At 66.1% G+C, this 19,027-nt stretch carries 18 protein-coding genes; 6 read left to right on the top strand and 12 right to left on the bottom strand.

What is annotated here, in order from left to right:
- Positions 1-3: 3 nt before the first annotated feature.
- The 4 genes from VE25_RS03470 to VE25_RS03455 all read right to left on the bottom strand — a co-directional run bounded on the left by VE25_RS03470 (position 4) and on the right by VE25_RS03455 (position 4,418).
- On the bottom strand, positions 4-1,134 hold the full coding sequence (locus VE25_RS03470) for an ABC transporter permease (protein WP_046107193.1): 1,131 nt from the start codon (positions 1,132-1,134) through the stop codon (positions 4-6).
- Positions 1,131-2,720 (bottom strand): ABC transporter ATP-binding protein, encoded by a 1,590-nt coding sequence (locus VE25_RS03465; RefSeq protein WP_046107249.1) that lies wholly within the window; start codon positions 2,718-2,720, stop codon positions 1,131-1,133. Before VE25_RS03465 ends, VE25_RS03470 begins: the two co-directional genes overlap by 4 nt.
- Before the next feature lie 30 nt (positions 2,721-2,750).
- On the bottom strand, positions 2,751-3,740 hold the full coding sequence (locus tag VE25_RS03460) for a BMP family lipoprotein (protein ID WP_439328892.1): 990 nt from the start codon (positions 3,738-3,740) through the stop codon (positions 2,751-2,753).
- A 210-nt stretch (positions 3,741-3,950) separates the two neighbouring features.
- Positions 3,951-4,418: an SRPBCC family protein gene (locus tag VE25_RS03455; RefSeq protein ID WP_046107191.1), complete on the bottom strand. Its 468-nt coding sequence runs from the start codon at positions 4,416-4,418 to the stop codon at positions 3,951-3,953.
- A 143-nt stretch (positions 4,419-4,561) separates the two neighbouring features.
- Here VE25_RS03455 and VE25_RS03450 point away from each other — a divergent pair, with 143 nt between their 5' ends.
- Genes VE25_RS03450 through VE25_RS03440 form a run of 3 tightly spaced genes read left to right on the top strand, consistent with a single transcriptional unit; the run spans position 4,562 to position 8,301 of the window.
- Entirely contained in the window at positions 4,562-5,779 is a 1,218-nt protein-coding gene (locus VE25_RS03450) for a hypothetical protein (RefSeq protein ID WP_046107190.1), read from the top strand.
- A 31-nt stretch (positions 5,780-5,810) separates the two neighbouring features.
- A complete protein-coding gene (locus VE25_RS03445; protein ID WP_046107189.1) occupies positions 5,811-6,749 on the top strand; it encodes a DUF6384 family protein in 939 nt (312 codons plus the stop codon).
- Positions 6,750-6,756: 7 nt separating this feature from the next.
- Positions 6,757-8,301 carry a coiled-coil domain-containing protein gene (locus tag VE25_RS03440; protein ID WP_046107188.1) on the top strand — a complete coding sequence of 515 codons (1,545 nt, stop codon included), beginning with the start codon at positions 6,757-6,759 and terminating at the stop codon, positions 8,299-8,301.
- A 25-nt stretch (positions 8,302-8,326) separates the two neighbouring features.
- Here VE25_RS03440 and VE25_RS03435 read toward each other — a convergent pair whose 3' ends face one another.
- From VE25_RS03435 to VE25_RS03400, 8 genes are all read right to left on the bottom strand, one after another.
- A complete protein-coding gene (locus VE25_RS03435; RefSeq protein WP_046107187.1) occupies positions 8,327-8,863 on the bottom strand; it encodes an AAA family ATPase in 537 nt (178 codons plus the stop codon).
- Positions 8,864-8,885: 22 nt separating this feature from the next.
- Positions 8,886-9,272: a VOC family protein gene (locus VE25_RS03430; protein WP_046107186.1), complete on the bottom strand. Its 387-nt coding sequence runs from the start codon at positions 9,270-9,272 to the stop codon at positions 8,886-8,888.
- Positions 9,273-9,330: 58 nt separating this feature from the next.
- Positions 9,331-10,089, bottom strand: coding sequence for an iron ABC transporter ATP-binding protein (locus VE25_RS03425; RefSeq protein WP_046107185.1), 759 nt, complete (start codon positions 10,087-10,089; stop codon positions 9,331-9,333).
- Positions 10,086-11,039 (bottom strand): iron chelate uptake ABC transporter family permease subunit, encoded by a 954-nt coding sequence (locus tag VE25_RS03420; RefSeq protein ID WP_046107248.1) that lies wholly within the window; start codon positions 11,037-11,039, stop codon positions 10,086-10,088. The genes VE25_RS03425 and VE25_RS03420 overlap by 4 nt, the downstream gene beginning before the upstream one ends.
- A 52-nt stretch (positions 11,040-11,091) precedes the next feature.
- Positions 11,092-12,051: an ABC transporter permease gene (locus VE25_RS03415; RefSeq protein WP_046107184.1), complete on the bottom strand. Its 960-nt coding sequence runs from the start codon at positions 12,049-12,051 to the stop codon at positions 11,092-11,094.
- 88 nt (positions 12,052-12,139) lie between these two features.
- On the bottom strand, positions 12,140-13,057 hold the full coding sequence (locus VE25_RS03410; RefSeq protein ID WP_201776034.1) for a siderophore ABC transporter substrate-binding protein: 918 nt from the start codon (positions 13,055-13,057) through the stop codon (positions 12,140-12,142).
- Positions 13,058-13,197: 140 nt separating this feature from the next.
- Positions 13,198-14,112, bottom strand: coding sequence for a LysR family transcriptional regulator (locus tag VE25_RS03405; protein WP_046107183.1), 915 nt, complete (start codon positions 14,110-14,112; stop codon positions 13,198-13,200).
- A 67-nt stretch (positions 14,113-14,179) separates the two neighbouring features.
- Entirely contained in the window at positions 14,180-14,917 is a 738-nt protein-coding gene (locus VE25_RS03400) for a sulfite exporter TauE/SafE family protein (protein WP_046107182.1), read from the bottom strand.
- Positions 14,918-15,304: 387 nt separating this feature from the next.
- Between VE25_RS03400 and VE25_RS23275 the strand changes: the two genes are divergently transcribed.
- The 3 genes from VE25_RS23275 (at position 15,305) to VE25_RS03385 (ending at position 19,001) form a co-directional block, all read left to right on the top strand.
- A complete protein-coding gene (locus VE25_RS23275; RefSeq protein ID WP_046107181.1) occupies positions 15,305-16,291 on the top strand; it encodes a cation diffusion facilitator family transporter in 987 nt (328 codons plus the stop codon).
- A complete protein-coding gene (locus tag VE25_RS23270; protein ID WP_244466855.1) occupies positions 16,288-16,590 on the top strand; it encodes an ArsR/SmtB family transcription factor in 303 nt (100 codons plus the stop codon). The genes VE25_RS23275 and VE25_RS23270 overlap by 4 nt, the downstream gene beginning before the upstream one ends.
- A 134-nt stretch (positions 16,591-16,724) precedes the next feature.
- On the top strand, positions 16,725-19,001 hold the full coding sequence (locus VE25_RS03385) for an NADP-dependent malic enzyme (RefSeq protein ID WP_046107179.1): 2,277 nt from the start codon (positions 16,725-16,727) through the stop codon (positions 18,999-19,001).
- The last annotated feature ends 26 nt before the right edge of the window (positions 19,002-19,027 follow it).

Genomic DNA, 19,027 nt, shown 5'->3' with positions numbered 1-19,027 from the left:
TGATCAGCTCTCCGATTCCGCCGTCGAAACACTGACGGCGCGGGCCTTCTGCTCGGGTGAGAACAGCATGAAGGTGCGTTCCAGGGCGGGCCGGAAGAGGCCCTCCATCGCGCCGGTGAAGAGGATGACGAGCGCCTGGATGACGACGATCATCTCGCGGGTGACGCCGGGGATGACGAACTGCAGCTCCTGCCCGCCCTGGTAGAGCGCACCGAAGAGAAGCGCGGCAAAGAGGATGCCGACGGGATGATTGCGCCCCATCAGCGCCACGGCGATGCCCACGAACCCGGAGCCGGCGACGAAATCGAGCACCAGCCGGTTCTGCACGCCCATCACCTCGTTGATCGCCACCATCCCCGCGAGCGCGCCGGAGATGGTCATGGCGATCATGATGAGGCGCGAGTTGGACATGCCGGCATAGCGCGAGGCGGAGGGGTTCTGCCCCAGGGTCCTCAGCGCATAGCCGAGCTTGGTGTGCCAGACGAGGACGTAGACGAAGACGAGGGCGAGGAGCGCGACGACGATCGAGAGGTTGACCGGCGAATAGCCGAAGAAGCTGAAGAACTGGCGCAGTTGCGGCACGCGGCCGCCGACCGCCAGGGTGGCGGATTCGGGGGCCATGGTGGTCGCCGGCTTCAGGACCCTATTGATCATGTAGACCATCAGCGCGGCGGCGATGAAGTTGAACATGATGGTGGTGATGACCACGTGGCTGCCGCGCTTGGCCTGCAGATATCCGGGGATGAACGCCCAGAAGCCGCCGACGAGGGCCGCGCCGATCATGGCGGCGGGCATGGCGAGGAGCCAATGGGTCTGGTCGAGCGCCAGCGCGATGACGATGGCGCCAAGCCCGGCGACATAGGCCTGTCCGTCGCCGCCGATGTTGAAGAGCCCGGCGTGGGCGGCGACCGCGAAGGCAAGGCCGGTGAAGATGAAGTTGGTGGCGTAGTAGAGGGTATAGCCGAAGCCGTCGCCGTAGCCGAAGGCGCCGTAGATGATGACCTGCACGGCGTGCAGCGGGTTCTCGCCGACCATCAGCACCACGAGGCCGGAAACGAGGAAGGCCAGCGCCAGGTTGAGGAGCGGCAGGAGGACGATGTCCGCCCAGCGCGGCAGGGGCGTGCGGGCGCTCATGGGCGGGCCTCCAGTGCGGCGGCCGATTGCGATATGCCCGCCATCATCAGGCCGATCTCGCCTTCGCTGGCGGTGGCGGGATCGGCTTCGCCGACGATCTGGCCGTCGAACATCACGAGGATGCGGTCGGCGAGCGAGCGGATCTCGTCGAGCTCGACGGAAACGAGAAGGATGGCCTTGCCGGCGTCGCGCATGGCGATGATCTGGTTGTGGATGAACTCGATGGCGCCGATGTCGACGCCGCGGGTCGGCTGGCCAACGATGAGGACGTCCGGATCGCGCCCCATCTCGCGCGCCAGCACGATCTTCTGCTGGTTGCCGCCGGAAAAGTTCGCGGTCTTCAAGCGGTTGTTGGCCGGGCGCACGTCGAACCTCTTGATCTGCTCGGCAGCCTTGCGACGCGCCGCCTCGATATCGAGGAAGGGACCACCGCCGTATTCGGGGGCGTCCTGGTAGCCGAGGATGGCATTCTCCCACTCCTCGAAGGTGGTGACCAGCCCCATGTGCTGGCGGTCCTCGGGCACGTGGGCGAGGCCGGCGGCGCGGGCGCGGGCGGCGCCGTCATCGCCCTTCAGCGACAACTCGCGCCCGTTGACGACGACCGTGCCCGAGCGCTGGTCGCGCATGCCGGTGACGGATTCCAGAAGTTCCGACTGCCCGTTGCCGGAAACGCCGGCGATGCCGACGATCTCGCCGGCGCGCACGGAAAGGCTGACGTCCTTGACGCGCACGACCCCCAGGTCGTCGGCGACGACGAGGTTCTTGACCTCGAGCAGCGTCTTGCCGGGATTGGCGGGGCCCTTGTCGACGCGCAGCAGCACCCGGCGGCCAACCATCAGCTCGGCGATCTCCTCCGGATTGGTCTCGGACGTCGTCAGGGTCTTGACCATCTCGCCCTGGCGCATGACGGAGACGCTGTCGGTGATCGCCATGATCTCGCGCAGCTTATGGGTGATGAGAATGACGGTCTTGCCTTGGTCGCGCAGGGTCTCGAGCACGCGAAAGAGGTCGTCGGCTTCCTTAGGGGTGAGGACGCCCGTCGGCTCGTCAAGGATCAGGGTCTGCGCGCCGCGATAGAGGGCCTTCAAGATCTCCACGCGCTGCTGCTGGCCGACCGAGATGTCCTCGATGACGGCGTCCGGATCGACGACGAGATTGTATTCGTCTTCGATGCGCTCCAATTCGGCGCGGGCACGTTTGAGGCTCGGGGCGATGAGGGCGCTGTCCTCGGCGCCGAGCACGACGTTCTCGAGGACGGTGAAATTCTCGACCAGCATGAAGTGCTGGTGGACCATGCCGATGCCGAGCGCCAGGGCATGGCGGCTGTCGGTGATGTGCCGCTCCGTGCCGTCGACTTTGATGGTGCCGCTGTCGGCGGTGTAGAAGCCGTAGAGGATGGACATCAGCGTCGACTTGCCGGCCCCGTTCTCCCCGACGATGCCGTGGATGGTGCCGCGCTCGACCTTGAGGTCGATGTCCTTGTTGGCGTGAACCGCGCCGAACCGCTTGTTGATCTTCTCAAGTTCGATCGCCCACCGGGAGGCGGGAGCGGGTGCAGCGGCCGTTTTCGGCCGCTGCGGGTTCATGTTGTCGCTTTCGCTCATAAACGCTCGCGATCAGAGCGGGCAGGCGTTGTCGGTGTAGTAGTCGTGCACCTCGATCTCGCCGGCGATGATGCCTTGCTTGAGCTCATCGACCTGGACCTGCATCTCGTCGGTGATGAGGTCCTGGTTGTGCTCGTCGAGGGCATAGTCGACGCCTTCGTCTGCAAGGCCGAGGTCGATCCGGCCCGGCTTGAAGGTGGCGTCATCCCCGGCCTCGTTGAAGGCGGTGTGGACGGCGTTGTCGACGCGCTTGAGCATGGAGGTCAGCACCGAACCCGGGTGCAGGTAGTTCTGGTTGCTGTCGACGCCGATGGAGAACTTGCCCGCATCGGCCGCCGCCTGCAGCACGCCGAGGCCGGAGCCGCCGGCCGCCGCGAAGATCACGTCGACGCCGTTGTCGATCTGCGCCTTGGCCAGCTCACCGGCGGTGACCGGATCATTCCAGGCGGCGGGCGTGGTGCCGGTGTAGTTCTCGGTCAGCTCGACGTCCGGATTGACCTGGCGCGCACCATAGGCGTAGCCGCAGTAGAAGCGGTGGATGAGCGGCACGTCCATGCCGCCGACGAAGCCCACGCGGCCGGTTTCCGACTTCATGGCCGCCAGAGCACCAACGAGGAAGGAACCGGTGTGCTCGTCGAACATGATCGACTGCACGTTCGGCTGATCGACGACCGTGTCGATGACGACGAAATTGGTGTCGGCGAATTCGGGCGCGACGGCCTCGAGCGCGGCGTTCCACGAGAAGCCGGCCATGACGATCGGATTGGCGCCCTGGCTCGCGAACCGGCGCAGCGCCTGCTCGCGCTGGGCATCGTTCTGCAGCTCGAAATCGAGGTAGTTGCCCCCGGTCTCGGCCTTCCAGGCCTCGGCCCCGTTGTAGGCGGCCTCGTTGAACGATTTGTCGAACTTGCCCCCGAGGTCGTAGATCACGGCCGGATCGGCCAAGGCCGCCCCCGCAAGCACGGCACTCAGCGCCACGCCGCCGAGCGCGGCCTTGCTGATGTTGTTGAATTTCATTGATGGCTCTCCCTGTCTCGCACAGGACCCGGTAGATACCGGCGGACACATCCCGTGCGCTGACCCACGATACAACCGTGCAAACGGCCGCCCCGCAAGAGGGTGTCACGCAGTTTTTTCCGATTGGTCAAAAAATTCTGGGGAGCGGATAGGGGGTGGTTGCCGTGCGTCGCCCGCACGCGATCCCTACGGGAACTATTCGCTTTCCCTGATCGGCGTCACCCGCGCCCCCATCGCCTCGCCGAAGCGCTCGAAGAAGCCGTCGATGACCTTCTGGGCGGAATTGCCGATGATGGCCTTGCCGAGCTTCATGATCTGGCCGGACGCGCCGCCATTGGCGGAAAAGACGAGGCGCGTGCCCTCGCCGTCGTCGGCGAGCACGATATCGGCCGCGCCCTCGGCGAGCCCGAGAAGGCCCCCTCGTCCCTTGCCGGCGAGCCGATAGCTCTCGGCCGGCACGATGTCGGAGAGCCACAGGTCTCCCTTGAACACCGGGTGGACGACGCCGAGGTTGACCTTGATGTCGAGCTCGAGGGAATCCTTGCCGGTCCAGTCGATCCGCTGGCAGCCGGGGATCGCCGCCTTGAGAACGTTCGTATCGTTTAGGGCCGCCCATACTTCGATGCGCGGCGCCGCCACCAGGTACCGTCCGCCGAACTCCATTCCCGCCCTTTCACGACCTGAGGCTTTTTAGCACCAATTCAGGCAAAATAGTTGTCGCACAAACCTGTTGCAATTGTCAGCGGCGGCGGCAAAGTCAATCTATAGCCTTGCAAGGCGAGGCGCCGACCGCGGGGAGAACATCGATGTCTGAAGTCACGACGACCACCCAACCGGCAACCACCGCCACCTTCACCGAGAAACCCTTGCAGTATCTCGACAAGGCGGTGAACGCGATCAAGGAGCTGGGCGTCTGGCCCGAGAACCAGGGCGAGCAGCCGATCACCGGGCTCCTGTCGCAGATCACCGAGCTCGACGAGACGCGCGTCGTGCTGATCGGGCGCACCCTCAGCCAGGCGAGCGCCTTCAACGAGGTGGTGCGCGAGCAGGTCGCCGCCATGAAGATCGGCGAGCGCTACGAGGATATCACCAAGGGCTTCGATTCGATCCGGGACGACGCCAAGGGCATGGTCGACCAGCTCGACGACAACCGGATCGATCTGGGCGAGCGCATCTCGAACGTGTGGATGAAGGTGTCGCGCGGCGACATCGCCACCCGCTTCAACAAGATCCGCGACACCTATCTCGAGGTCACGTCCGACACCAAGGACCAGATCGACCGCGAGCACACCATCCTCGAGGCCTATCGTGATTTCCGCGGCGCCCTGAAGCAGGCCGAGGTGATGGCGCTGGAAGTGCTGCAGACGGCCGAAAAGCGCCTCGAGGAGAAGAAGGGCATCCTGCAGAAATCGGCCGACGAGCTTGCCGCCTATGCGGGCAGCGTGCCGGCCGACCGCGCGCGCCTCGAGATGGCGCGCGACGAGCGGCTGCGCGAGATGCAGAACGAGGAGAAGCGCTACCAGATCGCCAAGGACCTCTCGGACAACCTGACCATCTCCTACAACACCTCGGAAGTGGTGATGGCGCGCCTGATGCAGACGACCAACGCCAAGGAGCGCGTCTACCAGCAGTCGATCTCGTTCTTCTCGACCAACGAGACGGTGCTGACGGCGCTCTCGGCCTCGTTCACCGGCATGTTCGGGCTGCATGAATCGACCGAGACGCTCAATGCGATGAAGGAGGGGATGAGCAAAAGCCTCGAGACCCTCTCCGAGATCGGCGACAAGGTGCAGGAAGAGGCGGTCAAGGCCGGTTACGGCCCGACAGTGCGCGCCGACGCGGTCAAGAAGCTCGTCGACAGCGTCGTCAACTTCCAGGAAAAGAGCCGCACCATCATCAACGAGATGCGCATCGCCTCGACCAAGAACTCGGCCGAGATCCGCGATGCGGTCGAGGACGGCAAGAAGCGCCTTGCCCAGCTCGCCGCCGACGGCAACGCGCTGCTGCTCGAAACAGGGAAATGATCAGGCACGTATCGGGGCATGAACGGCAGACATGAGTGACACGCCTGCGGGCCCGGCCGCTCCCCTCGACGACGTCATGCTGGCCATGGACGTCGTCGACACGCTTCGCCACCGCCAGGACCTGGCGGTGCGCGAGCTCGACGGCGCGGCGCGCGAGAAGCAGCTCATCGAGCGGCTGCGCGAGATCTATCACAGCCAGGGCATCGAGGTGCCCGACCACATCCTCAAGGAAGGTGTCTCCGCCCTCGAGGAAAGCCGCTTCGTCTATACGCCCCCGCCGCCGAGCTTCAAGCGCACGCTCGCCCGGCTCTATGTAAGCCGGGGCAAGTGGGGCAAGCCGGCGCTTGCCGCGCTCGCGGCGCTCCTCGTTGTCATCGGCGGCTATTTCCTGGTCTACCGGCCGTACCAGTCGGCGCAGGCCGAAGGTGCGCGCCTGGAGCTCGCCGAGCGCCTGCCCGCGCAGATGGACGCGCTCTACCAGACGATCTTCGAGGAGACCAAGGTGCAGCAGGCCGTTGTCGAGGCGCAGTCGCTGCGCGAACGCGGCAAGGCGCTGGCCAGCGAAGGCAACCGGGAAGGCGCGCTCGACGCCATCGAACGGTTGACGGCGCTGCGCGACAAGCTGCGGCAGGAATACACGTTGCGGATCGTCAACCGGCCGGACGTGCAGTCGGGCTTCTGGACCTTCCCCGAGGTCAACACCGACGCCACGAACTACTATATCGTGGTCGAGGCGATCAACGCCGACGGCGACAAGCTCTCGCTGCCGATCGAGAACGAAGAGAACGGGCAGACCGAAGTGGTGGACATCTGGGGCCTGCGCGTGCCGGAGGTGGTCTATCAGGCGGTGGCGGCGGACAAGCGCGACGACGGCATCCTCGAGATGAGCGAAATCGGCCGCAAGACTTACGGCTTTCTCGAGCCCGAGTATGTCGTGCCGGTGCTCGGGGGCGCGGTGACACGGTGGTAGGGTAGAGATGACGATCCGAGGTCCCGAAGCTCTGGCATCGCTCGAGGAGGCGCTGCGCGACATCCGCCGCGAGGAGGACGAAATCTCCAAGCGCCTGGCGCGGGCGACCGACATCATCACCAAGATGCGCGAGACGGAAGCCGAACTCTTCCGCAAGCTGGCGCAGGTGCGGCTGGATCCTTCCGTGCAGCGCGAGCTGGAGGGGCGCATCTCGCAGTCCGAGAGCAAGGCGCGCGAGATGCTGAAATCGCATGCCGAGGCCCTCGCCGGCACCGAGAGCGAGCTTGCCGAGATCGACGCCGAGATCAACCGGCTGACCGGGGATCGCGGCGAGGCGCTGAAGGACGTCGAGGCGCATCAGGGTGAGCTCAAGGCGCTCTCGACCCGGATCGGCGGGGTCGTCGCCAAGGACCCGGCCTACGCGCAGAAGCGCGCGCAGGCCGACGAACTGCAGGCCATCGCCGCCCAGTCGATGCGCAAGACCGAGCAGGCGGAGGCCGACCGCGACGAGAAGGGCAAGCCCTATCGCGACGATCCGCTGTTCATCTACCTCTGGGACCGCGGATACGGCACGGTCAACTACCGCGCCAACAATCTCATCCGCTATCTCGACGGGCTGGTGGCCAATCTCATCGGCTTTGCCAAGACCCGGCCGAACTTCGCCATGCTCAACGAGATACCGCTGCGGCTGCGTGAGCACGCCGAGCGGCAGATGCAGAACGCGGCGGCGGCCGAAGCCGAGCTCGACGCGCTCGAAACGGCCGCCATCGACGCGGCCGGCGGCAAGCCCATCCGCGAGGCGCTGGAAAAGGCGCAGGCCAGGATCGAGGCGATCGACGCCGAGATCGTGGCTGCCGAGGATCGGCGCGATGCCGCCGCCAAGGAGCTCTCGAGCCTCGCCCAGGGCGGGGACCCGGCTTTCGAGCAGGCATTGACGACGCTCGCCGACGCGCTGGGGCGCGAGGACATCCGCACGCTGCTGGCCGAGGCGCGGCGGACCTCCACAGGCCAGGACGACACGCTCGTCGCCCAGATCGACGAGGCGCGGGCGCGCGGCAAGGACGAGGAAGGGGACATCCGCGAGCAGCGCGCGCGCCTCAAGACCCTCGCCGCGCGCCGGCGCGAGCTCGAGGACATCCAGTGGGAGTTCAAGAAGGCGCGGTTCGACGATCCGCGCTCGACCTTCCGCGAGGACAAGCTCGTCGGCGACATGCTGACCGAGTTCCTGCGGGGCGGCATCAGCGCGGCAAGCTACTGGGACCACTGGCGCAGGAGCCAGAACTGGAGCGCGGGCACCAGCGACTGGGGCGGGGGCCTCGGGCTGCCCAACCGCGGACGCGCCAGCTCAACCCCGTGGCCACCGGGTGGCGGCGGCTTCCAGTGGCCGGATACGAGCTTCGGAGGCGGTGGCGGCAAGAGCAAGTCGGGTGGCGGCGGCGGGTTCGGCGGCGGCTGGGGCAGCCGCCCAACCGGGGGCGGGTTCTCGCGCCCGCGCACGGGATCGACCGGCACGCGCAAGCACGGCGGGTTCAAGACGGGCGGCGGGTTCTAAGCTCGGCCAATTATCGGCGGCGAAGTCATATCGCTCGAGCCCAGTCCGCGATCGCCTGCGCTGCCTTCGGGGCGGACATCTGCGTGACGTCGAGCGTAAGCAGGTTGGGCTCATCGATGCCCGCGAGTATATCGCCGCGCATGTGATTGCGGCGCGCCATATCGGGATCGCGCGGCTTCAGCTTGGCGCCGCGCCCAGGTGACTGGATGCGACGCATGTTTTCATCGAGGTCGCAGTGAACATGTACCACGCAGAAAGGCCCTCGCGACTCGCCAAGCCGTGCGATCCTGAGCCATTCCTCACGTCCCCAGTCACTATCTCCGGCCAGCACCGTCGTCAGGACAACAGGCACTTCCACCGGAAGCTTGAGGATGAGATCGTGCGCAATGGCCTCGATCTTCTCGACGGTTTGCCTGAACTCGGGTGACTTGAACTCCGTCAGCGCAAAGGCAACGTTGTAAACTGTATGGATGTCGAGCAGGCGCCCCGAGAGCAACTGCGCCAGCTCGCGGCCGATCGTCAGTTTTCCGACCCCCGGATACCCGTTCAATACAACGATCACGGCGACGGCTCGTGCTCAGGTCTCATCCTGCCAGCACTTCCCAGAGGTTGCCTTCCGTATCCTCGAAATAGCCGGCATAGCCCCATTCCGACGCGGTGCCGGGGGTGTGGACCGACCCGCCGGCGCGCAGGGCGTCGCTGAGGATCGTATCGACCTCGGCAGGGCTCTCGGCATTGTGGCTCAGCACCACCTGCGCCGTGCCGCGCGCGGCATCGCCCTGCCCGACCGTTTCGGCGAGGGAGGCACGCTCCATCAGCACCAGCGACAGATCGCCTTCGAGGAAGAACGCGACGTGGTCCTCGCCCGCCGATATCTGCTCGTCGGGCAGATCGAAGAGCACACGGTAGAAGCCGAAGGCGCGTTCCAGGTCGTCGACGCCGATGGTGACGATGTTGATCCGGGGTTTCATGAGGGCCTCCGCTGCTTGCGGGGACTATCGCGGAATTGTCCGGCCCTGTCAGCCCGGACTATTCGTAGAAAACGCTCACCCGGCGGCCGCCGATCTCGTGGACCTTGATGTCCATGTCGTAGATGTCGGCCAGGATTTCCGGGCGCATGATCTGCGACGCGGGACCCTGGTGGCGCACCTTGCCGTCCTTCATCGCGACGATCCAATCCGAGTACCAGGAGGCGAAATTGATGTCGTGGAGCACCAGCACCACGGTCTTGCCGAGCTCGTCGGCCGCCCGGCGCATGATCTTCATCATGCCCATGGCGTGTTTCATGTCGAGGTTGTTGAGCGGCTCGTCGAGCAGCACGTAGTCGGTGTCCTGGCAGAGCACCATGGCGACGAACGCGCGCTGACGCTGGCCGCCGGAGAGCTCGTCGAGGAAGCGGCCGGCGAGATCGGTCAGATCGAGATAGCCGATGGCGCGGTCGATGTGTTCCTTGTCGGCGACGGTCAGGCGCCCCCTCGAATGCGGGAAGCGGCCGAAGGCGACGAGGTCGGCAACGGTTAGGCGCGCGGCGATATGATTGTCCTGCCGCAGGATCGAGAGGCGGCGGGCGAGGACGTCGGAGGGGGTCCTGGTCACGTCGAGGCCGTCGACGGTGACGGTGCCGGCGCTCATCGGCATCAGGCGCGAGACCATGGAGAGAAACGTCGACTTGCCGGCCCCGTTGGGTCCGATGATCGAGGTGATGCCGTGCGCCGGCAATTCGAGCGAGACGCCGTCGACGACGAGCGCCTCGCCATAGGCTTTGGAGACGTTCTGCGCCCGGATCATCGGCCTTTCCCCTTCAACAGAATGGCAATGAACACCAGCCCGCCGACGAACTCGATGATGATCGACAGGGCCGTATCGAACCCGAACACCCGCTCCAGCACCACCTGGCCGCCGATGAGGCAGATGACCGAGAGGAGAATCGCCGCCGGCAGGATGAGCGCGTTGCGGTGCGAGCGGATGATGAGGTATGCGAGGTTGGAAACGAGAAGGCCGAAGAAGGTCACCGGACCGACCAGCGCCGTCGACACCGAGACGAGGATGGCGACCATGACGAGGATCTCCGAGACGGCGCGCTTGTGATCGACGCCGAGATTGACCGCGTGCTCGCGCCCGAGCGCAAGAACGTCGAGCACGGGAAGCATGCGCACGACCCAGAGGCAGACGAGCGCCACGGTGATGGTCGAGACGACCAGCAGCGTCGGGTCGATGGCGCTGAAGCGGGCAAAGAGCGCGTCCTGCAGGATGGCGAAATCGTTGGGGTTGATCAGCCGCTGCATCAGGCCCGAAAGCGAGCGGAAGAAGACGCCGAAGACGATGCCGACGAGGACGAGGAGATAGAGGCTTTTCGCGGCGCCCGAGAAGAGCGAGCGGAAGAGGAGACCCGAGAAAAGGACCATCGCCGCGACCTCGACGACGAAGCGCAGCTGCGGGTCGACGGTCGCATAGGCGAGGCCGCCGAGGACGAAAACGAGCGTCGTCTGGATCAGCGCATAGAGCGCATCGAACCCCATGATTGATGGGGTGAGGATGCGGTTGGCCGAAATCGTCTGGAAGAGCACCGTCGAGATGGCGATGGCGCAGCCGACGACGGTCATCGCCCACACCTTTGTGCCGCGGAAGGGCAGGACGAAGCTCCACGAGCCCTTGGCGCCGACGGTCATGTAGGCGACGGCGGCGATGAGCGCGAGGACTGCGAGCAGCACCAGCACCTGCCGCGGCGTCAGCGCCAGCCGGCGCGACCCGGCGGGCGGGCGCAGCAGCGTGCGGGTGGTGGCGATATCCTCAGCCAAGGCGCGCGTTCCTCCGCAGCAGCAGGTAGAGGAAAAGCGCACTGCCGACGACGCCGAAGACGGTGCCGATGGGGATCTCGTAGGGGAAGCGGATGATGCGCCCGACGATGTCGCAGGCGAGCACGAACCCGGCGCCGGTGACGGCGATCCACGGCATCGAACGGCGGATGTTGTCGCCCATGGCCATGGCGACGAGATTGGGCACGATCAGCCCGAGGAAGGGGATGGCGCCGACCGTCACCACCACCACGGCGGTGACCATGGCGACGATCGAGAGCCCCAACGTCAGCACGCGGCGGTAGTCGAGGCCGAGATTGGTGGTGAAATCCTCGCCGAGCCCCGCGACGGTGAACCGGTCGGCGGCGATGTAGGCGATGCCAGTGAGGCCAGCGGCGAGCCAGAGGAGCTCGTAGCGCCCGCGCAGCACTCCGGAGAAATCGCCGAGCGTCCAGTTGCCGAGGGTCTGCAGCAGGTCGTAGCGGTAGGCGAAGAACGCCGTGCCTGAGGAGATGACGCCGCCGAGCATGATGCCGACGAGCGGTACCATCAGCACGGAGCGCAGCGGTATCTCCTTCAATATGCGCATGAAGAGCGCGGTTCCGGCCAGCGCGAAGAGGCTCGCGACCAGCATCTTGCCGATGAGCGGCAGGCCGGGCGCGAAGATGGTGACGACGAGGATGCCGAGGCTCGCCGATTCCACCGTTCCGGCCGTCGAGGGCTCGACGAAGCGATTGCGAGCCAACATCTGCATGATGACACCGGCAACGGCCATCGCCACGCCGGAAAGGATCAGCGCCAGGGTGCGCGGCACGCGGCTGATGAGCAGCACCTGCATCGGCCGGTCTTCCGGCGCGCTCGAGAGGAGCGTAGGCAGCGACACGTCGCTGACGCCGATGAAGAGGCTGGCAATCGCCAGCAGCAGGACGGCGAGGATGGCGAGGACGAGCTTCATCGCGCGGTCAGCCGCTCTTTCGAGCAATGGCTGCACCGGCTGCCGGTTACCCGGCAGCCGGCGCAGTTTCGGTTGCTTGCACCCGAACTCACTCGGCGAGCGCGTCGCCGACCTGATCGATGAGATAGGTCAGCGCCGGCAGGCCGCCGTTGACGATGTAGGAGCGGACCGGATCGATATAGACGACCTGACCCTGCGACCACGCGGTGGTCTGCGCGACGAGCTCGTTGTCAAGCACCGCCTGCGCCGCCGCGCCGCCCTCGGCAGTCGCCGCTTCGCGATCGATGACGAAGAGCCAGTCGGGGTTGGTCTCCAGGATGAACTCGAAGGAGATGGCATCGCCATGGGTCGCGGCTTCCACGTCCTCGATGGCGGGAGCGACCCCGGCGGTCTCGTGGATCCAGCCGAAGCGCGAGCCGGGGCCGTAGGCGGTCACCTCGCCGCCGGAGGTGAGGACCACGAGCCCCGTGCCGGCATCGGCCGCGGCCGCCTGCACCTCGGCCTTGCGCGCATCGAACTCGGCGATCATCTCTTCGATCTCGGCGGTCTTGCCGAAGATCTCGCCGAGGACCTGCGAGTTGCGCTTGACCGAGCCTTCGAAGTCGGCCCAGTCGTTGGAGAGGTCGACGGTCGGAGCGATCCTGGCGAGCTCGGGATAGGCGGCCGAGGAGCGGCCGGCAACGATGATGAGATCCGGCTCGGCGGCGGCGACGGCCTCGTAGTCCGGCTCGAAGAGCGTGCCGACCTTGAGATAGTCCTCGCCGCTGTACTTCGACAGGTACTCGGGCAGGTTGGTGCCGGGCAGGCCGATGATCTCGACACCCAGAGCGTCGAGGGTGTCGAGCGAGGCGATGTCGAAGGTGATGACCTTGGCAGGCGTATCGGGCAGCACGGTCTCGCCCTGGGCATGGGTGACGGTGATCTCCTGCGCAAAGGCTGCTGAAGCGGCGAGCGCGAAGGCTGCGGCGGAGAAAAGCGTCAGGGGGCGGGGAGCAAAACGGAGCACGGCGGACGTCCAATCAAGGTCGAAACGAATGGCGGCAGCCGGAAAGATGACCGACCATGTCCGGTTATTAGACGCGCGACTTTTCCCTGTCAAAGGCAAATCGGACAGCAGCAGTCATGATTTTTCTGCCGACCCCGAACCTATTCGGGCGTGGGCACGTAGGTTTCGGCGCAGAGTGAGATGAAGCTCTTCATCGCGGTCGAGACCGGCCCGCTCTTGCGCCGGGCGACGAGCAGCTGGCGCAGGGCCCAGGGGTCGGCGAGCGGCGCACAGAGCAGGTCCGTGCCGGCAAGCAGGTGCAGGCTCGTCGAGCGCAGGAACCCGATGCCGAAGCCGGCTTCGACCAGGCGCACCAGCGCCGGGAAGGTCTCCACGCGCACATGCTCGCCGATGGTGTGGCCGGCCTTGCGGGCATGCTCGTTGAGGAGGCGGTCGAGGGAGCCGGCATGATGGATGCCCACTGCCTCGTGGCCGACGACGCGCTCGAAGGCGATGGCCTTGCGCGGGGCGAGCTCGGGCGCGAGGGGATGGTCGGGCGAGGCCAGCACCCAGACACGGTCGTCCTCGAAGGGGCGGGTCTCGAAGCGGGAGAAATCGTAGTTGTCGGAGACGATGGCGACGTCCGCCAATCCGTCCTCGAGCGCGGAAAGCCCGGCGGCCGCGCCCATCTCCTTGATGTCGAGGGCGATCGTCGGATGCCGTTCGGCATATTTGGCAAGGAGCTCGGGCAGGCGCCCGGAGAGCGAGGCGCTGGTGCAGGCGATGCGCAGCGATCCGCGCCGGCTGGTGGCGAACTCGGCCATCACCGTTTCGAGGTCGGCGATCTCGCGCATGACGGCGCGGGTGCGCTCGACATAGACTTCGCCGGCGGCGGTCAGGCGCACGCCCTGCGCCGAGCGGTCGAAAAGAATGACGCCGAGCCGCGACTCGAGCTCGGAGAGGCGTCGGCTGACGGCGGAGGGGGCGATGTTCTCCTTGTCGCCGGCGCGCCCGATCGAGCCTTCTTCGGCAAGGACAAGGATCAGTCGCGCGGTGACTGTGTCGAACGGGTGCATGGCGGGGATATTAGCCGCGTCTTGCCCCACCGCGAACGGAAAAGCCGCGCTTTCCAAGGGAAAGGGCTCAGGCAAGGAGCGCAATGCCGCGGGCGAGGAAGACGAGGCCGATGCAGGTGACGATGATCCGCGTCCAGGCGCGGAAGTGCACGTCGGTCATCTTCTCGAGGACGATGTTGCCGGCCTTGGTGCCGAGAACCGCGAACGGCGCGGCGATGGCCAGCGTGATCCACTCGCTCTGCGCAAGGGTGAGGGTCGCGCCGGCGTAGAAGATGATCTTGGTCAGGTGCGAGAGCACCTGCATGGCCGCCTTGGTCGCGATGATGGCGCGCCGGTCCATTTCTGTGCGGATGAAGAAGATGTCGACGGTCGGCCCTGCGACGCCCACGGTGAGATTGAGGCCGCCGCCGAGGAAGCCGCAGAGGAGCGCGTGATGCGGTTTGCCGGCATCGAGCGCGAGCCAGGACTTCGGTATCCAGACCAGGATCGGCAGCAGCCCGACGACGATGGTGACGGTTGCGAGGTCCGGCTGGTAGCGGATGAAGAACAGGATAAGCGCGGCCGCAGCGAGCCCGACCAGCATGATCGCCAGCACCCGCCAGTCGATATAGGCCCGCGTCATCCAGGCGCGCGAGCCGTTGGCGATGAGCTGGATCATGCCCTGCACCGCGATGGCCGCCGCGACGGGCATGACCAAGAGCAGCAGCCACAGGAGGATCATGCCGCCGGCCATGCCGAAGATGCCCGAAAGGGTCGAGGTGACGAAAACGGCGAAGATCATGCCGAGGGTGGCGAGGATAGGCATATCAAGCTTTCAAGATACCGCAACGGCGGCCGCTCAAGTCATTACCACTCGCTCTCTCCCAAGGTTCTGTCGGTTCGGCAAGGCCCGGTCTCGACGGGTGAAGGGTTGGGACACGATGACACCCCTCCCCGGGGTCATCCCGGCGAAAGCCGGGACCCAGTAAACAGCGCAGCTGCGATTCTGCCGTGCCCTAGTCGAGCTTCGTTCGGGGGCGGAGGAACGGCCCCTACTACAGCGCGAAGGCCGCTTGGCCGGCGCGTACTGGGTCCCGGCTTTCGCCGGGATGACATCGGCTTTTTGGAAGCAGCTTTGCCCTGCCCGTTACATCATCACTCTTGATTTCGACATTTGAACAGCTATTCAAATGATAAACGAAAGGAAGGTGCGATGACGCAGCACGAGGCCCACGATCACAGCCACGACCATGGCGATCACCAGCATGATCATACCGGGCACGATCACAGCCATGCCCCGACGGTGACGGCGGGCAACGAGCGGGTGGTTCTGATCGGGTTCGCCCTGACGTTCGGCTTCATGATCGCCGAGGTGATCGGGGGACTGCTCTCGGGTTCGCTGGCGCTGATCGCCGATGCCGGGCACATGCTGACCGACGCCATCGCCCTTGCGCTCGCCTGGGCCGGGTTCCGTTTCGGCCGGCGCCCGTCGGACCGCAAGCGCACCTTCGGCTATATGCGCCTCGAGGTGCTGGCCGGGTTCGTCAACGCCGTCTCGCTCTTCGCGCTCGTCGCATGGATCGCCTGGGAGGCGGTGGGGCGGCTCTTCGACCCGCACCCGATCCTCACCGGCCCGATGTTCACGGTCGCCGTCATCGGGCTCGCGGTCAACGTCGTCGTCTTCCTCGTACTGCGGCAGGGGGATACCGAACACGTCAACATCAAGGGCGCGATGCTGCACGTGGTCGGCGACCTCCTCGGGTCCGTCGCCGCGATCGTGGCGGCCATCGCCATCTACTTCACCGGCTGGACGCCGATCGACCCGATCCTATCGGTCCTCCTCTCGCTACTGATCCTCAGGAGCGCCTGGTCGCTGTTCAAGAACTCGCTGCAGATCCTCATCGAAGGCGCGCCCTCGGGGATCGACGTCGAAGGCATGCCCGAGGCTCTGGCCGACGCGGTGCCGGGCGTGGCAGGCGTCGAGCACGTGCATGTCTGGTCGATCACCTCCGGCCAGCCGGCGGCCACCATGGAGGTGCGGCTCGTGCCCGGCGCCGACGCGCGGGAGACCCTGAAGGCCGTCAAGGCGGCGCTCGCCGACAAATACGGCATCGGCCACTCCACCATCGAGATCGATTTCGGCGACACCGGCGCCGATTGCAGCCTGCGCGCCTCCGCCGGCAAGGGGCATACGCATTGAGCGGCGCGACCGACACGGACGTTACCATCCTCGCCGAAACCTTCCGGCTGCTCGGCGATCCGACGCGGCTGAAGGTCCTCCTCGCCTGCCTCAACGAGCCGGTGGCGGTGACGGACATCGCACGGCGGATCGAGGCGTCCCCATCCCTCGTCAGCCATCACCTGCGCCTTCTGCGCGCTGCCCGCCTCGTCACCGGAGAGCGGCGCAACAAGCAGGTCTTCTACGAAGCGGCCGACGAGCACGTGCGCCATATGCTCGCCGACATGCTGGCGCACTCGGAGGAAGAAGCCGAGGGCTAGGATTTCCGCCTCGCGGAAAACCCGACGAGGGGACTGCAGCGCCCCGGCGGGCATCGGCTATCGTGCCACTAAAGTATGATTGCCGGCCCCACGCCGCCGCCGGACAAAGGCGGGCTTTGAAAAAGGGAGGAACCATGTCCGAGGAGAAGCCCGCCAGCCTCAAGGAGGCCGCGCTCTATTTCCACGAATTCCCCAAGCCCGGAAAGCTGGAGATCACCGCGACCAAGCCGCTGGCCAACACGCGGGACCTGGCGCTCGCCTATTCGCCGGGCGTGGCCACCCCTTGCGAGGAGATCGCTGCCAATCCGCAGGACGTCTACCGCTACACATCGAAAGGCAACCTCGTCGCCGTCATCTCCAACGGCACGGCGGTGCTCGGCCTCGGCAATATCGGCGCGCTGGCGTCCAAGCCCGTGATGGAGGGCAAGGCGGTGCTCTTCAAGAAGTTCGCCGGCATCGATTCCATCGACATCGAGGTCAACGAGCAGGACCCGAAGAAATTCATCGAGATCGTCGCGCCGCTCGAGCCCTCCTTCGGCGGCGTCAATCTCGAGGACATCAAGGCCCCCGACTGCTTCGAGATCGAGGAGCAGCTGCGGGCGCGCATGAACATCCCCGTCTTCCACGACGATCAGCACGGCACCGCGATCATCGTCGCCGCCGCCGTCATCAACGCGATGAAGCTCGTCGGCAAGGACATCGGGAAGGTCAAGATCTGCACCTCCGGCGCGGGCGCGGCGGCGATCGCCTGCATGAACATGCTGATCGCGGTCGGCGCCAAGCGCGAGAACATCTGGATCGCCGACAGCAAGGGTCTCGTCACCAGGAAGCGCGACAACTCCGTCGACCGCTGGCGCGGCGCCTTCGCGCAGGACACCGACAAGACCGAGCTTGCGCAGGTGATGGCGGGCGCCGACATCTATGTCGGCCTTTCGGCCGCCGGGGCGCTGAAACCGGAGATGATGAAGGACATGGCGGAGAACCCGCTGATCCTGGCGCTCTCCAACCCGATCCCCGAGATCATGCCGGAGCTCGCCAGGCAAACGCGGCCCGACGCGATGGTGTGCACCGGGCGCTCGGATTATCCCAACCAGGTCAACAACGTCCTCTGCTTCCCCTTTCTCTTCCGCGGCGCGCTCGATTGCGGAGCGACGGTCATCAACGAGGAGATGAAGGCCGCCGCCGCCCACGCCATCGCCCGGCTCGCCCACGAACCGGGGCTCGAGGCATCGGCGCATGGCGTGCCGGCGATCTTCGGGCGCGACTATCTCATCCCCAACCCGTTCGACCAGCGGCTGATCCTGCGGATCGCGCCGGCCGTCGCCAAGGCGGCGATGGAGTCCGGCGTTGCCAAACGCCCCATCGAAGACTGGAGCGCCTATCGCGACAGCCTTCGTCGTTTCGTCTTCCGCTCGGGCATGGTGATGAAGCCGATGATCGAGCTGGCCGAAGGCAAGGGCAAGCGCATCGCCTTCGCCGACGGCGAGGACGAGCGGGTGCTGCGCGCAACGCAAGTGATCCTCGAGGACGGCATCGGCCGGCCTATCCTCATCGGGCGCCCCTCGGTCATCGAGACGCGCATCGAGCGGTTCGGCCTCACCATCAAGCCGGGCCAGGACTTCGAGGTCATCAACCCCGAGGACGACCCGCGCTACCGCGAATACGTTTCGCTCTTCCATTCGCTCGTCGGACGCAAAGGCGTGACGCCGGACACGGCACGCACGATCGTTCGCACCAATACCACCGTCATCGGCGCACTGGCGGTGAAGCGCGGGGAGGCGGATGCGCTGATCTGCGGGCTGCAGGGCCGGTTCATCAAGCACGCGCGCGACATCCAGTCGGTCATCGGGCTAGCCGACGACACGTCGCAACTCTCGGCGCTCTCGATGCTGATCATGAACCGGGGCGTGTTCTTCCTCGCCGACACCTATGTCAACATCGACCCCAGCGTCGACGAGATCGTGACGATCACGCTGCAGGCCCGCGACCACCTCAAGCGCTTCAACATCGAAGCCAAGGCCGCGCTCCTCAGCTACTCGAACTTCGGATCGCGCGAAGGGCCGACCTCGGCCAAGATGCGCGAGGTCTACGGGCGGTTGAAGACCCTCGCCCCCGACCTGATGGTCGACGGCGAGATGCAGGGGGACCTGGCCATCAGCGAGGACCTGCGGCGGACCTACATCCCGGACTCGGTGCTGCGGGGCGAGGCGAACCTCCTCATCTTCCCGAACCTCGAATCCGCCAACCTCTCGATGACGCTGCTGAAAGAGCTCAACAACGCCCTGCCCGTCGGCCCGATCCTGATGGGCACCAAGCAGCCGGCGCACATCCTGGCGCCGACGGTGACGAGCCGCGGCATCGTCAACATGACCGCGATCGCGGCAACCGAGGCGCTGGCGAACGGGGGGTAGTTTGGCACGTCCGGGTGGGAAGGCCC

This window comes from Devosia geojensis (assembly GCF_000969415.1).
Lineage (GTDB): Bacteria > Pseudomonadota > Alphaproteobacteria > Rhizobiales > Devosiaceae > Devosia > Devosia geojensis.
The sequence above is the reverse complement of the archived record's forward strand: the minus strand, read 5'-3'. Positions and strand labels throughout refer to the sequence as shown.

What these genes read in the sequence shown, in the direction of transcription:
- VE25_RS03455 (WP_046107191.1), bottom strand. Translation starts at nt 4,418, where the DNA reads ATGGAGTTCGGCGGACGGTACCTGGTGGCGGCGCCGCGCATCGAAGTA.
- VE25_RS03470 (WP_046107193.1), bottom strand. Translation starts at nt 1,134, where the DNA reads ATGAGCGCCCGCACGCCCCTGCCGCGCTGGGCGGACATCGTCCTCCTG.
- VE25_RS03400 (WP_046107182.1), bottom strand. Translation starts at nt 14,917, where the DNA reads ATGCCTATCCTCGCCACCCTCGGCATGATCTTCGCCGTTTTCGTCACC.
- VE25_RS03405 (WP_046107183.1), bottom strand. Translation starts at nt 14,112, where the DNA reads ATGCACCCGTTCGACACAGTCACCGCGCGACTGATCCTTGTCCTTGCC.
- VE25_RS03445 (WP_046107189.1), top strand. Translation starts at nt 5,811, where the DNA reads ATGAGTGACACGCCTGCGGGCCCGGCCGCTCCCCTCGACGACGTCATG.
- VE25_RS03465 (WP_046107249.1), bottom strand. Translation starts at nt 2,720, where the DNA reads ATGAACCCGCAGCGGCCGAAAACGGCCGCTGCACCCGCTCCCGCCTCC.
- VE25_RS23275 (WP_046107181.1), top strand. Translation starts at nt 15,305, where the DNA reads ATGACGCAGCACGAGGCCCACGATCACAGCCACGACCATGGCGATCAC.
- VE25_RS03385 (WP_046107179.1), top strand. Translation starts at nt 16,725, where the DNA reads ATGTCCGAGGAGAAGCCCGCCAGCCTCAAGGAGGCCGCGCTCTATTTC.
- VE25_RS03425 (WP_046107185.1), bottom strand. Translation starts at nt 10,089, where the DNA reads ATGATCCGGGCGCAGAACGTCTCCAAAGCCTATGGCGAGGCGCTCGTC.
- VE25_RS03450 (WP_046107190.1), top strand. Translation starts at nt 4,562, where the DNA reads ATGTCTGAAGTCACGACGACCACCCAACCGGCAACCACCGCCACCTTC.
- VE25_RS03415 (WP_046107184.1), bottom strand. Translation starts at nt 12,051, where the DNA reads ATGAAGCTCGTCCTCGCCATCCTCGCCGTCCTGCTGCTGGCGATTGCC.
- VE25_RS03430 (WP_046107186.1), bottom strand. Translation starts at nt 9,272, where the DNA reads ATGAAACCCCGGATCAACATCGTCACCATCGGCGTCGACGACCTGGAA.
- VE25_RS03440 (WP_046107188.1), top strand. Translation starts at nt 6,757, where the DNA reads ATGACGATCCGAGGTCCCGAAGCTCTGGCATCGCTCGAGGAGGCGCTG.